Source organism: Bacillus sp. PAMC28748 (assembly GCF_014250415.1).
Taxonomy (GTDB): Bacteria; Bacillota; Bacilli; order Bacillales; family Bacillaceae; genus Bacillus; species Bacillus licheniformis.
Map to the genome: position 1 here is coordinate 1144333 of NZ_CP060192.1, position 21417 is coordinate 1165749.

Sequence of the window (21417 nt, forward strand, 5' to 3'; positions counted from 1 at the left end):
ATTTGAAAAAACACTTTTTATTGCACCAATCGAAAACCCGTAGTAAACTGGGGTTGAACTTAATTAAATTAATTTATTAAGTCTGGTACGTCAAACGAATAGGAGGATATATGAATACTGCAGCCGCTTTATCAAACGACTTTCGTTCTATTTTTAAGACAGAAAAGACACCGCGAACCTTTTTTGCTCCGGGAAGGATCAACTTAATCGGCGAACACACGGATTATAATGGAGGGCATGTTTTCCCCGCCTCGATTTCATTTGGCACCTATGCCCTTGGCGTGAAGCGCGATGATCAAATGATCCGCTTCTATTCAAAGAACTTCCCTGACGAAGGAATAATTGAATGCAGCTTGAGCGATTTAGCCTTTGACCAGTCCGACGGCTGGGCCAATTATCCGAAGGGAATGTTCCTTTTGACGAAAGCGGCAGGCCATCAAATCGTTCACGGCGCCGATATTTTGTATTACGGAAATATTCCGCACGGAGCGGGCCTCTCTTCTTCCGCATCGATTGAGCTTGCGACAGGCGTTTTGTTAAAAGGGCTTTATGATTTGCAGACAGACACGATCTCCATGGTGAAGCTCGGACAAAAAGTCGAAAACGAATACATTGGCGTGGGGAGCGGCATTATGGATCAATTCGCGATCGGCATGGGGAAAAAGGATCACGCGATTTTGCTAGACTGCCGTACACTTGATTACACATACGCTCCCTTCGTGTTGAAAGAACACGATGTGATCATCATCAATACAAACAAACAGCGGACGCTGGCCGGGTCTAAATATAATGAAAGGCGCGCCCAATGTGAAGAGGCGCTCGGCGATCTGCAACAGGAGTTGTCGATCGCAAGCCTGGGCGAATTGACGATGGAAGGATTTGAAGCCCATCAGCACCTCATCAGAAATGAAATCAATCAAAAACGCGCCAAACATGCTGTCTACGAAAATGCCCGGACGCTGAAGGCGCTTGAAAAACTTCGCGAAGGCGACCTCGCCGGATTTGGCAAGCTGATGAATGAATCCCATTTGTCATTAAGGGATGATTATGAAGTGACGGGGCTGGAGCTTGATGCCATTGTCCAGGCGGCCTGGGAACAAGACGGTGTCCTTGGCGCCCGCATGACCGGCGCCGGGTTCGGCGGCTGTGCGATTGCGATTGTAGAAAAAGACCGGACAGACAGCTTTAAAGAACGCGTGAATGCCGTCTACCGCGAAACGGTTGGCTATGATGCCGCTTTTTATACTGCGGCAATAGGCGACGGCGCCAAAGAAATATAGAAAGGGGAATGGATATGAGCGTGTTGGTTTTGGGCGGTGCCGGCTATATCGGTTCACACGCCGTGTACCAATTAATAGACAGAGGCGAAAACGTCGTTGTCGTTGACAACCTCGAGACCGGCCAAAGACAGGCAGTACATCCTGATGCGATCTTTTATGAAGGGGATGTGCGCGATCGCGATTTCCTCCGCACGGTTTTCGAAAAGGAACGTATTGAAGAAGTGATCCATTTTGCCGCCAGTTCACTTGTCGGCGAATCGATGAAAGATCCGCTCAAATATTACGACAACAATGTATCCGGAACACAGGTTTTGCTTCAGGCGATGCTCGAGCACGATGTAAAAAAAATCGTATTCTCCTCGACGGCGGCCGTCTACGGAGAGCCTGAATCGGTGCCGATTACAGAAGACATGCCGACAATGCCGACAAGCACCTACGGGGAAACGAAACTGATCATGGAAAAGCTCATGAAGCGGACTGAAGAAGCCCATGGGATCAGCTTTGTGTCTCTCAGGTACTTCAATGTTGCAGGGGCAAGGGAGACGGGAGAAATCGGAGAAGACCACCGTCCGGAAACACACCTAGTCCCCCTCATCCTGCAGACCGCTCTCGGCCAAAGACCGCATATAACGATTTTCGGCGATGACTATGATACGCCCGACGGCACATGCATCCGCGACTATGTTCATGTTGAAGACCTCATTGACGCTCATCTGTCGGCATTAGACTATTTAAGAAAAGGCGGCAAAAGCGATATATTCAATCTCGGCAGCAGCGAAGGATTTTCGGTGAAAGAAATGATTGATGCGGCCAGAAAGGCAACCGGGAAAGACATTACCGCCGAGATCGGCAAGCGCAGAGCCGGCGACCCGAGCATCCTGATTGCCGGCTCTCACAAGGCAAAGCAAGTTCTGGGCTGGAGGCCTTCGCGCACATCTGTAGCAAAGATTATTGAAGATGCATGGAAGTGGCATTCCTCGCATCCAAACGGTTACAGGAAGGAAGTGTCAACATGATTGAACAAGACATAGCCGGACTCATTCAAAAAGCGCTTGAAGCAGGGTTAATCGAACCGGCTGACGTGAACTACGCGCGCAACCAAGTGATGAATCTGCTGGGCTTGGAATCGTTTCCTGAGGAAGCCACTGCTGCTTCCGGCGACTCCATCCCAGACCTTTTGGAAAAACTCGCAGCCTATGCAGTCGAACACGGCGTGATAACCGACGATCTAGACGCGAAAGACATGCTGGCGGCAAATGTGATGAACTGCTTTGTTGCAAGACCTTCTGTCATCAATGCAGTGTTCCAGCAGAAATACGAACAATCGCCGCTGGCAGCCACCGAATATTTTTATCAGCTCAGCAAAAACAGCAACTATATCCAGACGAAGCGAATTGAAAAAAATATTTCGTATCAGATGGATACGCCTTACGGCACAATGGATATTACGATCAATTTGTCAAAGCCGGAAAAAGACCCTGAACAAATCAAACGGGAACGCGCCGCTGCAAAACAATCGCGCAGCTATCCGATGTGCCTGCTGTGCAAAGAAAACGAGGGGTATGCGGGACGAATCGGGTATCCTGCCCGGGCAAACCACAGGATTATTAAAGTCCCGCTCGCCGGAGAAAACTGGTATTTTCAATATTCTCCATATGCTTACTATAACGAACACAGCATTTTATTTTCTGAGCAGCATCGGCCGATGAAAATTGATAAGCTTGCCTTTCACAGGCTGCTTGCTTTTACTGAGCTGTTTCCGCATTATTTTATCGGATCGAATGCCGATTTGCCGATCGTCGGCGGGTCTATTTTAAGCCATGACCATTATCAGGCCGGACGATATGAGTTTGCGATGACGCGCGCGGAAGGCGCGTTCTCCTTTCAAATCAAACAGCATCCGGCCATCGAAGCTTCCGTTTTAAAATGGCCGATGTCCGTCATCCGCTTGAAAGGAACTGCGATCAACAGCCTTGTTGAAGCGGCGGACCATATTTTTCAGACTTGGAAAAACTACTCGGATCAACAAGCGGATATCTCGGCTTTTACAGATGGCACGCCACATAACACGATTACGCCTATCGCAAGAAACGTGAGCGGCGTTTATGAAATCGACCTTGTGCTCAGAAACAACCGGACATCTGCCGAGCACCCATACGGCATATTCCATCCGCATGCTGACGTTCACCATATTAAGAAAGAGAATATCGGCTTAATCGAAGTGATGGGCCTGGCCGTCCTTCCTCCCCGCTTAAAGACCGAATTGGCGGCAGTGAAAGAATTCCTGCTCGGTCAGTCAGATGCCGTTGAAGCGCATCACCGGGAATGGGCCGAACAGCTCAAAACCGAATACGGAGAGATGTCCGAACCGGAGCAGGCTGAATCAATTGTACGAAAAGAACTTGGCAAGAAATTTGTCAAAGCCCTTGAGGACGCCGGAGTATTCAAAGACCGCGAAGCTTTCATGCGCTTTATCCGCACAGTCAATCATCAGGGGTAAGGCTTCACCGGTGTTAAAATAGGCGAAAAAATAAGCTTATTTTAGCACCGGATTAAACAGCTCCGCCAGCAGCAATGAAACGGCTCCGTAAAGCGTCGCTTCATCGCCGAGCTTCGTTATCGTCACTTCTGTCTGCCTCGCTTCGGCTGTTAAAGCTTTCTGCTGTATCGTTTCTCGTATCGCCGGCAATATGAACCTCCCGCCCTTCATCACTCCTCCTCCCAGCACGATTTTGCCCGGATTGACAAGATGAATGAAATTGGTCAGCCCGATTCCGATGATCACACCGGTTTCCTGAAAAAGTTCGATACATGTTTGGCAGCCGTTCTCGGCCATTTCAAACAAATCTTTGGCTGTCAGGCTGTCAGTGCTTTCTTTCAACCGCTTTTTCCCCCGTTCGGCAATTGCTTTTCCGCTCACAATCGTCTGCAGGCAGCCGCGGTTGCCGCACTCGCACTTTTCTCCATTGATATCAATGATCATATGGCCCAGTTCACCCGCGATCCCTTCAGCTCCATGGTACAGTTTTCCGTTGATGACGATCCCCGCACCGACGCCGCGGCCGATATTCACGGCAGCCATGCTCCCTGCGTCATCGCGGCCGCCGAACCACGATTCGCCAAGCGCCATCGCCCTGGCATCGTTTTCAACTCTGACCGTTAAGTTGAATTCTTGTTCCAGCACATCTTTAATGGGAATATTGGTTAGGTTTAAAATCGGGGCGATGCGTGACATTCCCGTTTCAGCATCGACGACCCCGTGCATTGCGATGCCGATCCCGATGATCTTTTCCTGATTGACATCGGCCCGTCCCAAAATCGCATAAACATTTTCTTTTAAAACATCAATGAACGTCTCGTTTGTCAGCGGTTTTTTCAGCAGGCTGGATGTCCGCTGCAGTATCCCTCCGGCTAAATCGGTTAAGATGCACTCCACCGTCTCAGGCCCGGCATCAATGCCAATGACATAATAGGCACCTGTGTTGATGTGCAGCATTGTCGGCTTCCTTCCGCCGCTCGAATGGCCGAGCGTGCTTTCTTTCACGAGCCCTTGTTCGATCAGCTCTTTGACAATGCTTGAGACCGTGGGAGGGGTAATCTTTGTTTCCTTGGCGATCTCGGCTCTCGAAATCGGCTCTGAAGTTCTGATTTTATTAAGAATGATCGATTTGTTCACCGATTTCATTAATTGAAATGTACCACGCTGCATGTGAAATCCTCCATTTACACCATATCGTAGGTTTTATTGTACCATGGTTAATTAATTAAATTAACAAACGAAAACAAGATAGGTGTTTCCGAAGGCTTTGTACAACATTGCCACAGAAATGGTCAAAACATAAAGGGCACCTGCTCCCTTTACTTTTTTGCTTCAGGGGGGCTTTCAAAGCGCTTCTGCAAAACAAATGGTTTCTAAATGGAAAAATTTTTCGAAAAATTTAAAATGAAAGTGTTTGCATAATCAAAATAATCGCGTTATCATACTTGTATACAAGTATACTCGTATAACTAGGAAGGTGAGTGTATGAGCGAATCTAAAGGCCTTTTATATCCGGAGAAGTGGCTTTCTAGAGCTTCAACTGGTGTTCGCGTCGCATGCGAGCTGAGAATGCGCATTATTTCCGGTTTGATTGAAAGCGGTACCATTTTATCTGAAAATAAATTGGCTGCGGAATTCTCGGTGAGCCGGTCTCCCATCCGCGAGGCTTTAAAAATACTGGCATCGGAAAAAATCATCCGTTTGGAACGGATGGGGGCCGTTGTCATCGGTTTAACCGAAAAAGAAATAGGAGAAATTTATGATGTGCGCCTGGTGATGGAAACATTCGTATTCGAACGGCTTGGACAGGCCAATGTCGACGAACTGGTAACAGACCTCAGCAAAATATTGGAGATGATGAAAGTCTCCATCAAATACAAAGATGCCGACGAGTTCTCATTTCAAGACGTCTTATTTCACGAAACGATTGTCCGCTCCATCAATCATTCTTACATTTTGATGATATGGAACAATCTCAAACCTGTGATGGAAAGCTTTATTCTTTTATCCATGCGGGCCCGCTTAAAAGAAAAATACGAAGACTTTGAACGAATTCTCGATAACCATGAACTTTATATTCAAGCGATCAAAACGAAAGACAGGGATCTGATGCTTAAATCCCTACATCAAAATTTCGATGACGTACAAGGTAAAGTTGAAGATCTATGGCTGTCGCAACAAATGCTGGCGAAAGGAGCCGAACAACAAAATGACTAGTTATATGTTAGGCATAGATATCGGTACGACAAGCACGAAAGCGGTTTTATTCAGTGAAAAAGGGGACGTGATCCAAAAGGAAAGCATCGGCTACCCGCTTCACACGCCGGACATCTCGACCGCTGAACAAAACCCGGATGAGATCTTTCAGGCCGTCATCCAGTCAACGGCGAAAATCATGCAGCAGCATCCCGACAAACAGCCGTCATTCATTTCATTCAGCAGTGCGATGCACAGCGTGATTGCGATGGACGAAAACGACAAGCCGCTCACCTCCTGCATCACTTGGGCAGATAACAGAAGCGAAGGCTGGGCTCATAAAATCAAAGAAGAAATGAACGGGCACAATATCTACAAACGGACGGGAACGCCGATTCACCCGATGACGCCGCTAAGCAAAATCACGTGGATTGTGAACGAACATCCTGAAACCGCTGCCAAAGCGAAAAAATATATCGGAATCAAAGAATATATTTTCAAAAAACTATTTGATCAATATGTCGTTGATCACTCATTAGCTTCGGCGATGGGAATGATGAATCTCAAAACCTTGGCCTGGGACGAAGAAGCACTTGCGATTGCCGGCATCACGCCCGACCACTTATCAAAGCTCGTTCCGACAACAGCAATTTTCCATAATTGCAATCCGGAACTGGCGGCGATGATGGGAATCGATCCGCAAACGCCGTTTGTCATCGGCGCAAGCGACGGCGTGCTGTCCAACCTCGGCGTCAACGCGATTAAAAAAGGCGAAATCGCCGTCACCATCGGGACAAGCGGCGCGATTCGCACGATTATCGATGAGCCGCAAACCGATGAAAAAGGCAGAATCTTTTGCTATGCCTTAACTGAAAACCATTGGGTCATCGGCGGGCCAGTCAACAACGGCGGGATCGTCCTTCGCTGGATCAGAGATGAATTTGCTTCATCAGAAATCGAAACCGCAAAACGCCTCGGCATTGATCCATATGATGTCTTGACCAAAATTGCCGAACGCGTCAGACCGGGTGCCGACGGACTGCTGTTCCATCCATACCTCGCTGGCGAACGGGCGCCGCTCTGGAATCCGGATGTGCGCGGTTCATTCTTCGGCCTCACCATGTCCCATAAAAAAGAACACATGATCCGCGCGGCATTGGAAGGGGTTATTTACAATCTGTACACCGTCTTCCTGGCGTTGACAGAATGCATGGACGGTCCAGTTGCCCGAATTCAGGCGACCGGAGGCTTCGCAAGGTCTGATGTGTGGAGGCAAATGATGGCCGATATTTTCGAATCGGAAGTCGTCGTGCCGGAAAGCTATGAAAGCTCTTGTCTCGGAGCCTGCATTTTGGGACTGTACGCGACGGGAAAAATCGATTCGTTCGATGTCGTCTCCGACATGGTCGGAAGCACGCACAGACACGCGCCGAAAGAAGAATCGGCCAAAGAATACAGAAAATTAATGCCGATCTTTATCAACTTATCTCGAGCACTGGAAAACGAGTATACACAAATTGCAAATTATCAAAGAAGCTTAACCAGCAAAAAATAGGGGAAGAATTGGAGGCGTTATCATGCCATTATTAATCGTAGCAATCGGGATTGTCGCATTATTGCTTTTGATTATGGGGTTAAAACTGAATACGTTTGTTTCCTTGATTATCGTATCGTTCGGTGTTGCATTGGCACTTGGAATGCCGTTTGACGACATCGTCAAAACGATTGAACAAGGCCTTGGCGGAACGCTCGGCCATATCGCATTGATCTTCGGGCTCGGCGCCATGCTGGGCAAGCTGATCGCGGATTCAGGGGGCGCTCAGCGCATTGCGATGACCCTCGTCAACAAATTCGGGGAGAAAAACATCCAATGGGCGGTCGTCATCGCCTCCTTTATCATCGGGGTTGCTTTATTCTTCGAAGTCGGATTGGTTTTATTGATTCCAATTGTATTCGCAATTTCAAGAGAATTGAAGATTTCTATTTTATACCTCGGAATTCCGATGACGGCGGCCTTATCCGTCACACACGGCTTCCTGCCTCCGCATCCGGGACCGACGGCTATCGCGGGAGAACTCGGCGCCAATATCGGGGAAGTGCTGCTCTACGGTATCATTGTTGCAATTCCAACCGTTCTTTTGGCCGGACCTTTATTTACGAAACTGGCGAAAAAAATCGTACCGCAATCATTTGAGAAAATGGGCAGCATCGCTTCACTCGGTGAACAGAAAACGTTCAAGCTTGAAGAGACGCCAGCCTTTGGCATCAGCGTCTTCACAGCTATGCTTCCAGTCATTATCATGTCGATTTCGACTATTATTACTCTCATTCAAGAAACAATGGGACTTGCAGACAACAGCTTCCTGGCAGCGATTCGTTTAATCGGGAATGCCTCGACTTCGATGGTCATCTCCCTGTTGTTCGCGATTTATACGATGGGTATCGCCAGAAAGATCCCGATCAAACAAGTGATGGATTCCTGTTCAACCGCCATTACTCAAATCGGAATGATGCTCTTGATCATCGGGGGCGGCGGCGCATTCAAACAAGTCTTGATCAACGGCGGAGTAGGCGACTATGTAGCTGAATTATTCAAAGGAACGGCCATGTCGCCGATCTTGCTCGCCTGGGTCATCGCCGCGATTCTGCGAATCTCTTTAGGTTCCGCGACAGTTGCTGCATTAAGCACGACCGGACTCGTTCTTCCGATGCTCGGACAAAGCGATGTCAATCTTGCACTGGTTGTGCTTGCAACAGGGGCAGGAAGTGTAATCGCTTCCCATGTCAACGACGCGGGCTTCTGGATGTTCAAAGAGTATTTCGGCCTGAGCATGAAAGAAACATTCGCCACCTGGACACTGCTTGAAACAATTATCGCGGTGGCCGGATTAGGATTTACTTTATTGTTAAGTCTATTTGTATAAAAAAGTTTTAGTGAAGGAGCAGGTACTACATGTGCAATACAATCGGTGTCATAGGTTTGGGGGTCATGGGGAGCAATATCGCCCTGAACATGGCAAGCAAAGGCGAACAAGTCGCCGTCTATAACTACACAAGGGATTTAACCGATCAACTCGTCCAAAAAACGGGAGGCCAAACAGTCAAGCCATACTATGAGCTTGAAGATTTCGTACAGTCTTTAGAAAAGCCGCGAAAAATCTTTCTTATGGTCACAGCAGGCAAACCGGTCGATTCTGTCATCGACTCGCTCGTCCCTCTGCTTGAAGAAGGGGACGTCATCATGGACGGCGGCAACTCCCACTATGAAGATACAGAACGACGATATGACAGTTTGAAAGCGAAAGGAATCGGCTACTTGGGAATCGGCATTTCCGGCGGCGAAATCGGCGCTTTAAAAGGCCCATCCATTATGCCAGGCGGAGACCGGGACGTCTACGAAAAAGCCGCTCCGATTCTCACAAAAATCGCCGCCCAAGTGGATGGAGATCCATGCTGTGTCTACATCGGTCCGAAAGGCGCGGGTCATTTTGTCAAAATGGTGCACAACGGCATCGAATACGCAGACATGCAGCTCATCGCCGAAGCATATACGTTTTTAAGAGAAAAGCTTCTTTTGCCGATAGATGAAATCGCTGACATTTTCGACACGTGGAATCAAGGAGAGCTGAACAGCTATTTAATCGAAATCACGGCGGAGATCCTGCGGAAAAAGGATGAGAAGACGGGCGCTCCACTCATTGACGTCATCCTCGACAAAACCGGCCAAAAAGGCACGGGCAAATGGACGAGCCTGCAGGCCGTCGACAACGGCATTCCATCATCGATTATCACGGAATCCCTGTTTGCCCGTTACCTGTCATCATTAAAAGACGAACGGACAGCTGCGGAAAAAGTATTGGCCGGACCTGCAACAGAAGAACGGCGCCTGGATCAAAACGTGTGGATCGACCGCGTCAGACAGGCATTATATATGGGCAAAATCTGCGCCTATGCACAAGGCTTCGCTCAATACAAAATGACATCTGACCTGAACGGATGGAACCTGCCGTTAAAGGACATCGCCCTCATCTTCCGCGGCGGCTGCATCATCCGCGCACAATTTTTAAATCTCATCAGCGAGGCGTTCGACAAACAGCCGGACCTGTCCAACCTGCTGGTCGCACCTGACTTCGCTGAAAAACTAAAAGAATACCAGTCCGGCTTGCGGAAGGTCGTCTGCGAAGGCATCAGCTCAGGCATCTCATTCCCGTGCCTAAGCACTGCCCTTTCCTATTACGACGGCTACCGCACAGGCCGCTCAAACGCAAACCTCCTGCAGGCCCAGCGCGATTATTTCGGCGCTCACACGTATGAGCGGACGGATATGGAAGGCGTGTTTCATACGGACTGGTATTAAAAACTGCACCCCGGATCTCGGGGTGCATTCTTATTTCACTCAAATGGATTTTCATACTTTGTTCAACATTTCACAAACTTATATTTCAAATTCGTGCTATGATAAATTCAACAACAGAAAAGGAGGATTGATGCCAAAATAAACCAGATATCCGCTTCAGGGATAAAAATTTTTAACCTAACTTGTGAAATGTTTCACAAACTTTACCGACTTCATTCATCCCTGGACATCCTGTTGTAATCAAATTCCTATTCATTCACTGGAGGGTTTACAATGGCAATCGAAGAAAAGAACATGAAACAAAAGCAAAATGCCTCAAACATGATTGATCAGCTAGTCGAAAAAGGCCTAAAGGCATTGGAAGAATTCCGCAGCTTTGATCAGGAGCAGATTGATGAGATCGTCAAACAGATGGCGCTTGCCGGCCTTGATCAGCACATGCCTCTCGCCAAACTTGCCGTCGAAGAAACGAAGCGCGGCGTTTATGAAGATAAAATCATTAAAAACATGTTTGCCACAGAGTATGTCTACCATCATATCAAATACGATAAAACAGTGGGCATCATCAATGAAAACGAACACGACGGAGTCATTGAAATCGCGGAGCCTGTCGGTGTCATCGCCGGCGTGACGCCGGTGACCAACCCTACTTCCACCACCATGTTCAAGTCCCTGATATCAATTAAAACAAGAAATCCAATCGTGTTTGCTTTCCATCCATCCGCCCAAAAATGCAGCCGCGAAGCGGCGAGAATCCTTCGGGACGCAGCCGTCAAAGCAGGAGCACCCGACAACTGCATCCAATGGATCGAGACGCCTTCTCTGGATGCAACGCAAGCCCTAATGACCCACCCGAACGTTTCCCTGATCCTCGCAACAGGAGGCGCAGGCATGGTGAAATCCGCTTACAGCTCCGGAAAACCGGCCCTTGGCGTCGGACCTGGAAACGTTCCGTGCTACATCGAGAAGTCTGCCAACCTGAAGCAAGCCGTCAATGATCTGATCTTATCCAAAACATTTGACAACGGCATGATTTGCGCATCAGAGCAGGCCGTCATCATAGACAAAGGCATCTACTCAGACGTCAAAGCCGAAATGACAAGAAACAACTGCTATTTCTTAAATAAAACCGAAAAATCAAAGGTCGAAAAATTGGTCATCAATGAAAATACTTGCGCGGTAAACGCTGATATCGTCGGCATGCCGGCATTCAAAATTGCTGAAATGGCCGGTATCAAAGTGCCGCAAGATACAAAAATCCTCATCGCCGAATTAGAAGGTGTAGGTCCGGATGACCCGCTGTCCAGAGAAAAACTGAGCCCTGTTTTAGCGTGCTACAAAGTCAGCGGGCTTGAAGAAGGATTAAAACGCGCCGAAGAGATGCTGGCGTTCGGGGGAACCGGCCACTCGGCGGTGATTCATACGAACGATCAAGAAGCCGTTAAAGAATTCGGCTTAAGGATGAAGGCCGGCCGGATCATTGTCAATGCACCGTCGTCACAAGGAGCGATCGGCGACATTTACAACGCCTATATGCCTTCTTTAACGCTCGGCTGCGGCACATATGGCGGGAACTCCGTCTCGTCAAACGTAGGGGCCGTTCATTTAATCAACACGAAAAAAGTGGCGAAAAGGAATGTCAATATGCAGTGGTTTAAAGTGCCTCCAAAAATCTATTTTGAAAAACACGCAACCCAATATTTAGCGAAAATGCCTGACATCTCAAAAGCGTTTATTGTGACCGATCCGGGAATGGTGAAACTCGGATATGTAGACCGCGCCCTTCACTACTTAAGAAGGCGCCCGGATTACGTTCATTGCGAAATTTTTTCTGATGTCGAGCCTGATCCTTCAATCGAAACGGTGATGAACGGCGTCGACATGATGGCCAAATTCCAGCCGGATGTCATCATCGCCCTCGGCGGAGGTTCGGCAATGGATGCCGCAAAAGGAATGTGGATGTTCTACGAGCACCCTGATGCTGAATTCTTTGGCTTAAAGCAAAAATTTCTGGACATCCGCAAGCGCATCGTCAAATACCCGAAACTGGGAGGAAAAGCAAAATTCGTCGCAATCCCGACGACATCAGGCACAGGTTCTGAAGTCACTTCATTCTCTGTCATTACAGACAAAGAAACGAATACAAAGTACCCGCTGGCCGATTATGAATTAACACCGGATGTCGCGATCATTGACCCGCAATTTGTCATGACCGTGCCGAAACATATCACGGCCGACACAGGAATGGACGTATTGACACACGCAATTGAATCATACGTATCGTGCATGGCCAACGACTATACTGACGGCTTGGCCATGAAGGCCATCCAGCTGATCTTCGAATATCTGCCAAGAGCATACAAAAACGGCAGCGACGAGCTGGCCCGCGAAAAAGTGCATAATGCATCAACGATTGCCGGAATGGCATTTTCCAATGCCTTCCTCGGCATCAACCACAGCTTAGCCCATAAGCTTGGCGCCGAGTTTCAGATCGCTCATGGACGGGCAAACGCCATCCTTCTGCCGCACGTGATCCGCTATAATGCAGCGAAGCCGAAAAAGTTCACGGCATTTCCTAAATACAGCCACTTCATAGCCGACCAGCGCTACGCGGAGATTGCCAGAACGCTCGGCCTGCCTGCAAAAACAACTGCAGAAGGCGTTGAAAGCCTCATCCAGGAGATCATCTCGCTTGCCAAAGAGCTTAAAATTCCGATGAGCATTAAACAAAACGGCGTGGATGCCGCCGCATTCGAAAGCAAAGTAGATCTCATGGCCGAGCGCGCCTTTGAAGATCAGTGCACGACAGCCAATCCTAAGCTGCCGCTCGTTTCAGAGCTGGCTGAGATTTACCGTTCCGCGTATAAAGGAGTTTAGCCAAAAAAGCCGTCATTCCGACGGCTTTAGTTTGTTGACAAAATCCCAAAACGACTTTTAGTTTTGGGATTTTGTCATCCTTTCAGCGTGATTGAAAACCCTTGCAGTCTAGGAAGGCCGAGCATCGGAGCGCAGCGAATGTTGGAATTCGTGAGCACCGACGCGCAGGCCTGACAACGAATGCGAGGATTTGTCGACACGCTGAAGCCGTCATTCCGACGGCTTTTCTTTATTTTCAATTAGGCCTCTTTATTCTCACTTCTCTATCATTTGTGCCAATCATACTATATGAAAATGAAACTCCAACTCTTTTCTTTAGCTGAAATACTTAACAAAAAAATAAAGGTCTTTCCCCTTGACAAAAAATATTTATTATTTGATAATTTGTATATAATTATAATAATTATAGAGAAATAAAGTTTACAATTTTATTTCTCTTAAACTACATTCAGGAGGACGATATTATGTCTCTAATCGGAAAAGAAGTACAACCATTCGCAGCAAAAGCTTACAAAAACGGTGAGTTTATCGATGTTACACACGAAGATCTGAAAGGCCAATGGAGCATTTTCTGCTTCTATCCAGCGGATTTCTCATTTGTTTGCCCGACTGAGCTTGAAGACCTTCAAAACCACTACGAAGCTCTAAAAGAACTAGGTGTCGAAGTATACTCTGTTTCTACAGATACTCACTTCGTACATAAAGGATGGCATGACAGCTCTGAGAAAATCGGCAAAATCACTTACGCGATGATCGGCGACCCATCTCAAACGATCTCCCGCAATTTTGAAGTGCTGAACGAAGAAGAAGGTCTTGCTGACCGCGGAACATTCATCATCGATCCGGACGGCGTCATCCAAGCTGTTGAAATCAACGCAGGCGGTATCGGCCGTGATGCGAGCATCCTGATCAACAAAGTAAAAGCGGCTCAATACGTACGCCAAAACCCAGGCGAAGTTTGCCCGGCTAAATGGGAAGAAGGTTCTGAAACACTGACACCAAGCCTTGACCTAGTAGGCAAAATCTAAGGAGTGCATTCAATTGGTACTTGAAGCAAATATCAAAGCACAATTAAACCAATACATGCAGATGATTGAAAATGACATCGTCCTTAAAGTCAGTGCAGGCGATGACAGTGTCTCTAAGGATATGCTGGCTCTTGTAGAAGAGCTGGCTTCCATGTCATCAAAAATCACTGTTGAAAAGGCGCAGCTCGACAGAACGCCAAGCTTCAGCGTCAATCGTGCCGAAGAAGATACAGGCGTGACATTCGCCGGGGTTCCGCTCGGTCACGAATTCACATCTTTGGTGCTGGCACTCTTGCAAGTAAGCGGCAGACCGCCGAAAGTCGATCAAAAAATCATCGATCAAATCAAGAACATCAGCGGCGAGTACCGCTTCGAATCTTATATCAGCCTCACATGCCACAACTGCCCGGATGTTGTGCAGGCATTGAACATGATGAGCGTGCTCAACCCGAACATCTCTCACACAATGATCGACGGTGCGGCATACAAGTCAGAAGTCGAAAGCAAAAACATTATGGCTGTGCCGACCGTATACTTGAACGGCGAATCCTTTGGAAGCGGCCGAATGACGCTTGAAGAAATTCTTGCGAAGATGGGCAGCGGCACAGATGCGTCTGAGCTTTCTGATAAAGAACCGTTCGATGTACTCGTTGTCGGAGGCGGGCCTGCCGGCGCCAGCGCAGCAATCTATGCGGCGCGCAAAGGCATCCGTACGGGAATCGTTGCCGAACGCTTCGGCGGCCAAGTCCTTGACACGATGAGCATCGAGAACTTCATCAGCGTGAAGCGCACCGAAGGGCCTAAGCTTGCGGCAAGCCTTGAAGAACACGTGAAGGATTATGATATCGACGTCATGAACCTGCAACGAGCAAAAGGCCTCGAGAAAAAAGACCTTTTCCATCTAGAACTCGAAAACGGCGCTGTTCTGAAGAGCAAAACCGTCATTCTTTCAACTGGCGCACGCTGGCGCAATATCGGCGTACCCGGCGAACAAGAGTTCAAAAACAAAGGTGTCGCATACTGCCCTCACTGTGACGGACCATTGTTTGAAGGCAAAGACGTCGCCGTCATCGGCGGCGGCAACTCCGGCATCGAAGCGGCGATTGACCTTGCAGGCATCGTCAACCATGTGACTGTTCTTGAGTTTGCGCCGGAGCTGAAAGCAGACAAAGTTCTGCAAAAACGTCTCTACAGCCTCCCCAACGTGACTGTCGTGAAAAACGCCCAAACAAAAGAAATCACGGGCGATGAAAACGTAAACGGCATTACTTACGTAGACCGTGAAACAGGAGAAGAAAAACACGTCGAGCTCCAAGGCGTCTTCGTCCAAATCGGTCTTGTGCCGAACACGGAATGGCTGCCTGAAACCGTCGAACGCAACCGCATCGGCGAAATCGCAGTCGACAAACGCGGCGAAACAACCATCCCTGGATTGTTCGCTGCCGGCGACTGCACAGACAGCCCGTACAACCAAATCATCATTTCCATGGGATCCGGAGCAAACGCTGCTTTAGGCGCGTTTGACTACCTGATTCGGAATTAATCTATAAAAAACGCTATGCTGAAGTTTTCAGCATAGCGTTTTTCTGTATTCCCGCAACCACGGCTCATTCGATTTTGGCAATGGAAGCATCCCTCAAGCAGCGCACCTCGGCACGGAGGCGCCCTCTTTGTAGTCATAACCCCTTATAATAGAATTCATTTTCTCATCTTCTTTAATTTGGTACTATAAATATAGTAGTTTTAATATTAGTCATCATGAATAGAGGTTACTTGAAATGAGAAAAGAACAGTCTTTTATGAACTCAACTGCTTTCTTTATCATCATTTGTATGTTAGGCGGGATACTTTTTCTTTTAACGAAGTGACATGAACTTTAGATCTATATTACTGAGAAGTATACGTATAAGAAGACATTAGTCCACGATGTCATATCAACTTATATCAGCCATCTCAGCTTATCAGGTTTTTCCTTCATGCAGTTGAACGTGGAAGAAGCGAAGTACTTTGAATTGGAGACTTAATCGCCCAAACATTACATTCGAGCATTCTTTCAATTGATGAACAGCCTCAGTTTTGATAAGCGAAAGGCCGGCGTCAATACAACCGGCCTTATTTCTGCGGCCCCTCTTTTAATGAACCAACCCATACAGTTCCTGCGCTCACTTTATACCACTCATCTTTTCCGTCATTATCTTTTGAATAGGACATTTCTTTTATGCGCAGCACATCGCCGCTGCTTCTCAATCCTAGTTCGAGGTCCTCCTCCAGATCAGATAGCCGGTAATACACGGTATGAATATGAGGTTCCCATTCAAATGCATTCAGCTCATGTTCTAAAGGTTCGTATATTTTCAAAGAGAACGCTTCTTTTTCTTCTTGCTTGTCGAAAGAACCACTGTAAAAATCAATCGCTTCTTTATAAGCAGCCACAATTTGTGAACGGATAAAATCAGGCTCATACAACCAAATTTTCAAGTAGAAATCTTCATTTTCAGCTTTCAATTGCTTATGCCATTCATGATAGACATCGATCATCGCCTCCAAAAGCAAGCGTTTATACCATAATGGAGGAGTCACTGTTTGAAGCCCGTAAAAAGGGGATATCCATAATTTAACGTAATCTCTATGATGATCTCTTAAATATTCCATATTCAATTGAATATTGTCTGATTTCCACCATTCTATTCTTCGTTTCAGTCTTTTCCAGCCTCTTATTTTTTTCTTTGCCGAAAAATACATATTGACCTCCCTTCGCGTAACAAAAACGGCGCAAGAGACCGCCCCCTTGCACCTAACAACACGTCATTTACTTATAATAATTATAATCATTAAATGTCGCGATCATATCGTTTTGCGTTCCGCTTTTTCCGCGATTCGTATTAAAGTAAAGCGTCCCGTCATCAAAATCGACAGCCTCTATTTCAAAAAGCGTGTATGCACTGCTGGTAATTCTGAAAGATAAATCGCTGCGAGTAAACAATTCCTTCGAAAAGTCCTGAATCGGGTTTGTTTTTTGCTCTTTAATCATTTCATTGATATTTAAAGGGTACGTCAATATAATGCTCACATTTGAAGCATTGCCATTGCTGTCCGGTTTTGTAAGCGGCACATACAATGTCCCCTGGTAAAAGGAAATTCCTTGCTGAATGAAATGCGAAACATCCATTGTCTGATGATTCACAACAGCTTTCGAATAGTTTAATTTAAACGTTGCTTCATAGTCGAATTTTCCGGTTGTATCATTGAATGTCCCAATAAAGAACCTTTTTCCCGATCTTACGATAAATTTATCCGTCCCAACCGAGTATGTGATACCGCCAATCGACAAATTCGAACCTTGATAATTCAGCACATATGTTTTAGCCACTTTATAAGTATTTTTCGTTGTATCGACGCTGAGCTTCACGATTTTATTGGCATACTTAGTGCCGTCAGACATCGGCGCCACATAAACGCTGACGCTTTTATCGCCCGCAGATGCTTTGACAGCCAAGTCATTGGCGTGCCCTAAATCATAGCTCGTAGTATTGGTATCCGAATTTTTAAGAAGTGCAACGGTTCTATTGCTTGCCGTACCGCTCATTTTCACAGAGAATAACTGCGTCGTGTGATTCGTGTTATTCAATTTTGCAGCGTAGATCACATTGTTATTGCGGTCGACGCACATCCCCTGCATCGCCGTGAAATACCCCGACTTAGACATGGAAACATAATCGGTATACGTATTAAAGTAGCCTGATTGCGCATATGCAGCCGTCCCCGCAAAGCTGCTGAGAGCTAAGATAACCGCTGCTATGAAAACTTTTGGTTTTTTAAACACCATGCCATCCCCCCTTAAATGATTTCCATATTATATCCTTGAAGGAATATTGCGTCAATATAAGATTGATGTCCCCCTCCTTTCTATGCAATATGCCCTCAGAAAGCTTCCTGTTTGTTAAAATTTAGATTAATTTATCATAAATATGGTACTATTATTTTAAAAAAGAGATTCAGAGGCTGAAACAATGAATGAACTTGTGTTTGAAAAGAGAGAATTTACTCAAGACCATGTGAATGTTGTAAAAGCAATGCATATAAATAACTATCCGATTGTTTATATCCTTTATAACGAGAAAAAGAAACCGACTGCATATATTGGACAAACGGTTCAAGCTGCACGGCGTTTGAAAAATCATATAGATGATGAAAAGCGAAAGAGTTTGAATCGCTTTATTTTAATCGGCCATGAGAAATTTCATAAGTCTGCGACATACAATATTGAATCAAATTTAATTAACTATTTTATCGCCGATAACCGCTACCAGCTGCAAAACGTAAGCCAGACCAGGTCTAGGGAAATGCACAATTACTATCAGAAACCCTTTTATAATGAAAATATCTTTCAAGTCATTTGGGAGAAGCTGAGAAAAGAGAAAATTGTGAACGATTCTCTTGAAAACCTTAGGAATAAAGACATTTATAAGTTATCTCCTTATAAAGAGCTCTCGCCTCAGCAGCTTGATATTAAAAATAAGATCCTTGATTTCTGTAAAGAACGTATACAAAAAGAAGGAAATCATGTCATTGTTATTGAAGGAGATGCCGGCACAGGTAAAAGTGTCCTGTTAAGCTCTCTGTTTAATACGATTCAAGATTTGGCTAAGAGTGAAGACTCTTTTTTGAAAGAAACAGATAATTACTTGCTGGTAAATCACAGCGAAATGCTGAAGACTTATAAGAGCATCGCCAACAGCTTACCGAATTTAAAGAAAAAGAGTTTCATGAAGCCGACACCATTTATTAATGAGAAGACCAAGACGGGAGCAACAGCGGATATCGTATTAGTAGATGAAGCTCACCTGCTTCTGACAAAGGAAGATTCCTATAACCATTTCCGCTACCAAAACCAGCTGGATGAAATCATTAAGCGAAGTAAAATCACTGTGGTGATCTTTGACCCAAAACAAGTCTTAAAGATTAAAAGTTATTGGAACGAAAGATTGCTCGAGGAAATCATTAATCAGTATGATGCGAAAACCGTAAAACTGACAGACCAAATGAGAATGAACGCCAATCCAGAAACAATCAAGTGGATTGACAGCTTTGTTGAAAAGAAAGTTCTTCCCTTTCCGACTGAAGACTCCTCCTTCGAGCTTAAAATATTTGAAGATGCTGCTGCGTTTAAAACAGCTATTGAACGCAAAAACAGTGAAGACGGTCTCTCCCGGATTGTCTCGACCTTTGATTATTTACATAAAAAAGATAAAAAGACTTACATCGTTGATGAAGAAGGGATTAACATGCCCTGGAACAGCACCCAAGATAAAGTGACATGGGCGGAAAATCCGAATTCTATTAAAGAAGTCGGCTCCATTTATACCGTTCAAGGGTTTGATTTAAATTACGTCGGCGTCGTTCTCGGCCCTTCCGTAAGCTATGATGAAGAAAAAGACGAACTGGTAATTGATACTTCCAAATACAAAGATACAGGGGCATTCGTGTTACGTACAGATTTGTCTCCAGAACAGAATGAACAAATTAAAGAACAAATCATCCTAAATTCAATAAATGTCCTGATGAAGCGGGGCATACAAGGCCTCTATATTTATGCGACAGATCCTAAATTAAAAAAGAGACTACTCGAGTTAGAAAGGGGAAAATGGTCATGAACGATATCCAAAGCCTGATCAACGCAATCAACGAATTCAGAGATGAACGAAACTGGAGGCAATACCATAACCCAAAAGACCTCGCCATCTCAATCTCCATCGAAGCAGCCGAGCTGCTCGAAGACTTCCAATGGATCAGCAGTGAAGAAGCACTCAAAGCCAATAAAGAAAACATCCGTGAAGAAATCGCAGATGTTTTGATCTACTCATTCATGCTGTGCAACGATCTTGGACTGGATGTGAAAGAGATTGTGGAAGAGAAGATTGTGAAGAATGGGAGGAAGTATCCGGTTCATCATAATGGTTGAGACTCTCCTTTTAAGTAGAGAGAGCTTCTTTCACAATTGAAGACCGCTCTCTCTATCTCCATGATGCGTTGATTATTATGGCGCTCTGCTCGGTTATCTTCCCGTAATCCCCCTCCTTCATTTGCTTTACACCCTTCGATTCTTTCTACAGCGTTCGCTAGCTTCCTGTTATTTTTAAAGAAATGACATGTGTCATCCGATTTTCATGACATCACTTACTAAAATCCGCCTCCCTCAACTTATACAATGAAATGAGTAAATCAGGAGGTGGCCTGTAGCCATGAGCAATGTTGTAAGCTTGACGAATGTGACAAAGACATTCCGCCAAAAAACGGCGGTTGATCAGATAGATTTTTCAATTAAAAAAGGAGAAATTGTAGCCATTCTAGGGCCAAACGGAGCCGGGAAAACAACAACGATTTCAATGATATTGGGGCTGTTAAAACCGACGGCAGGCAACATCACATTATTCGATTCCATGCCGCATGAAAAACGGGTGCGTGAAAAAATCGGCACGATGCTCCAGGAAGTCAGCGTCATGCCTGGTTTGCGTGCAGGTGAAATCATCGAACTCATCCGGAGCTACTATCCAAAGCCTCTATCCTTTCAAAAGCTTAGAACGTTGACAGGTTTGACAGACAAGGATTTAAAAACACAGGCAGAAAAGTTGTCCGGCGGGCAAAAGCGGCGTCTAGGCTTTGCCTTGGCGCTTGCCGGCGATCCAGAACTGATGATCTTTGACGAACCCACGGTCGGCATGGATATCACTTCAAGAAACCGCTTTTGGCAAACGGTTCAATCGCTCGCAGAGCAAGGAAAAACGATCATTTTTTCTACACACTACTTACAGGAAGCAGATGATGCCGCGCAACGAATCTTGCTGTTTAAAGACGGCAAGATAGTAGCTGATGGAACGCCGCTCCAAATAAAATCAAGAATATCGAAGCATTCGGTTTCATTTATAGTTGATCCGGAACAGTCACTCGAGAAGCTGTATCAGCACCCAGAAACCGAACAGATTTTTCGTAAAAACAACCGGGTTTACATCGACACGGCCAATACGGACAAAATACTGGAACTCATTTTCTCAGAAAAGATCGGCGCTTATGATATTCAAATTGAGCGCGGAAATCTCGAAGAGGCATTTCGCCAGCTGACAAGCAAAGGAGACGAGTAAA

The 21417-nt window shown here is 46.1% G+C and carries 16 protein-coding genes; 13 read left to right on the forward strand and 3 right to left on the reverse strand.

What is annotated here, in order from left to right; genetic code table 11:
• The first annotated feature begins 110 nt into the window (after positions 1-110).
• The 3 genes from H7F26_RS05785 to galT are packed head-to-tail and all read left to right on the forward strand — an operon-like array spanning position 111 to position 3780.
• A complete protein-coding gene (locus tag H7F26_RS05785) occupies positions 111-1280 on the forward strand; it encodes a galactokinase (protein WP_003177893.1) in 1170 nt (389 codons plus the stop codon).
• Between the two features lie 14 nt (positions 1281-1294).
• The gene (gene galE / locus H7F26_RS05790) at positions 1295-2296 is read left to right on the forward strand and encodes a UDP-glucose 4-epimerase GalE (RefSeq protein WP_003177895.1); all 1002 of its coding nucleotides are present in this window, start codon (positions 1295-1297) and stop codon (positions 2294-2296) included.
• Entirely contained in the window at positions 2293-3780 is a 1488-nt protein-coding gene (gene galT / locus H7F26_RS05795; protein WP_003177897.1) for a UDP-glucose--hexose-1-phosphate uridylyltransferase, read from the forward strand. The genes galE and galT overlap by 4 nt, the downstream gene beginning before the upstream one ends.
• A gap of 36 nt (positions 3781-3816) precedes the next feature.
• Here galT and H7F26_RS05800 read toward each other — a convergent pair whose 3' ends face one another.
• Positions 3817-4989 carry an ROK family transcriptional regulator gene (locus tag H7F26_RS05800; RefSeq protein ID WP_016885632.1) on the reverse strand — a complete coding sequence of 391 codons (1173 nt, stop codon included), beginning with the start codon at positions 4987-4989 and terminating at the stop codon, positions 3817-3819.
• A 315-nt stretch (positions 4990-5304) separates the two neighbouring features.
• Here H7F26_RS05800 and H7F26_RS05805 point away from each other — a divergent pair, with 315 nt between their 5' ends.
• The 7 genes from H7F26_RS05805 to ahpF all read left to right on the forward strand — a co-directional run bounded on the left by H7F26_RS05805 (position 5305) and on the right by ahpF (position 15820).
• On the forward strand, positions 5305-6036 hold the full coding sequence (locus H7F26_RS05805) for a GntR family transcriptional regulator (RefSeq protein ID WP_003177902.1): 732 nt from the start codon (positions 5305-5307) through the stop codon (positions 6034-6036).
• Entirely contained in the window at positions 6029-7570 is a 1542-nt protein-coding gene (gene gntK, locus H7F26_RS05810) for a gluconokinase (RefSeq protein ID WP_009329998.1), read from the forward strand. The genes H7F26_RS05805 and gntK overlap by 8 nt, the downstream gene beginning before the upstream one ends.
• 22 nt (positions 7571-7592) lie before the next feature.
• Complete coding sequence (locus tag H7F26_RS05815; protein WP_003177906.1) at positions 7593-8939, forward strand: GntP family permease; 1347 nt, start codon at positions 7593-7595, stop codon at positions 8937-8939.
• 29 nt (positions 8940-8968) lie between these two features.
• Positions 8969-10372: a decarboxylating NADP(+)-dependent phosphogluconate dehydrogenase gene (gene gnd, locus H7F26_RS05820; protein WP_009330000.1), complete on the forward strand. Its 1404-nt coding sequence runs from the start codon at positions 8969-8971 to the stop codon at positions 10370-10372.
• Between the two features lie 273 nt (positions 10373-10645).
• A complete protein-coding gene (adhE, locus tag H7F26_RS05825) occupies positions 10646-13249 on the forward strand; it encodes a bifunctional acetaldehyde-CoA/alcohol dehydrogenase (protein WP_011198466.1) in 2604 nt (867 codons plus the stop codon).
• Between the two features lie 464 nt (positions 13250-13713).
• Entirely contained in the window at positions 13714-14277 is a 564-nt protein-coding gene (gene ahpC, locus H7F26_RS05830) for an alkyl hydroperoxide reductase subunit C (RefSeq protein ID WP_003177913.1), read from the forward strand.
• 13 nt (positions 14278-14290) lie between these two features.
• Positions 14291-15820, forward strand: a complete 1530-nt coding sequence (gene ahpF / locus H7F26_RS05835; RefSeq protein WP_011198467.1) for an alkyl hydroperoxide reductase subunit F — start codon at positions 14291-14293, stop codon at positions 15818-15820.
• Positions 15821-16389: 569 nt separating this feature from the next.
• On the opposite strand, the gene H7F26_RS05840 is transcribed toward ahpF, so the two are convergent.
• A complete protein-coding gene (locus tag H7F26_RS05840) occupies positions 16390-16929 on the reverse strand; it encodes a hypothetical protein (RefSeq protein ID WP_227592752.1) in 540 nt (179 codons plus the stop codon).
• 157 nt (positions 16930-17086) lie between these two features.
• Positions 17087-18103: a hypothetical protein gene (locus H7F26_RS05845; RefSeq protein WP_009330005.1), complete on the reverse strand. Its 1017-nt coding sequence runs from the start codon at positions 18101-18103 to the stop codon at positions 17087-17089.
• A gap of 184 nt (positions 18104-18287) precedes the next feature.
• On the opposite strand from H7F26_RS05845, the gene H7F26_RS05850 reads away from it, so the two are divergent.
• The 3 genes from H7F26_RS05850 (at position 18288) to H7F26_RS05860 (ending at position 21416) form a co-directional block, all read left to right on the forward strand.
• Entirely contained in the window at positions 18288-19931 is a 1644-nt protein-coding gene (locus H7F26_RS05850; protein WP_003177919.1) for a DUF2075 domain-containing protein, read from the forward strand.
• Positions 19928-20239 carry a nucleotide pyrophosphohydrolase gene (locus tag H7F26_RS05855; protein WP_021837839.1) on the forward strand — a complete coding sequence of 104 codons (312 nt, stop codon included), beginning with the start codon at positions 19928-19930 and terminating at the stop codon, positions 20237-20239. The genes H7F26_RS05850 and H7F26_RS05855 overlap by 4 nt, the downstream gene beginning before the upstream one ends.
• Positions 20240-20519: 280 nt before the next feature.
• Positions 20520-21416 carry an ABC transporter ATP-binding protein gene (locus H7F26_RS05860; protein ID WP_009330007.1) on the forward strand — a complete coding sequence of 299 codons (897 nt, stop codon included), beginning with the start codon at positions 20520-20522 and terminating at the stop codon, positions 21414-21416.
• The last annotated feature ends 1 nt before the right edge of the window (position 21417 follow it).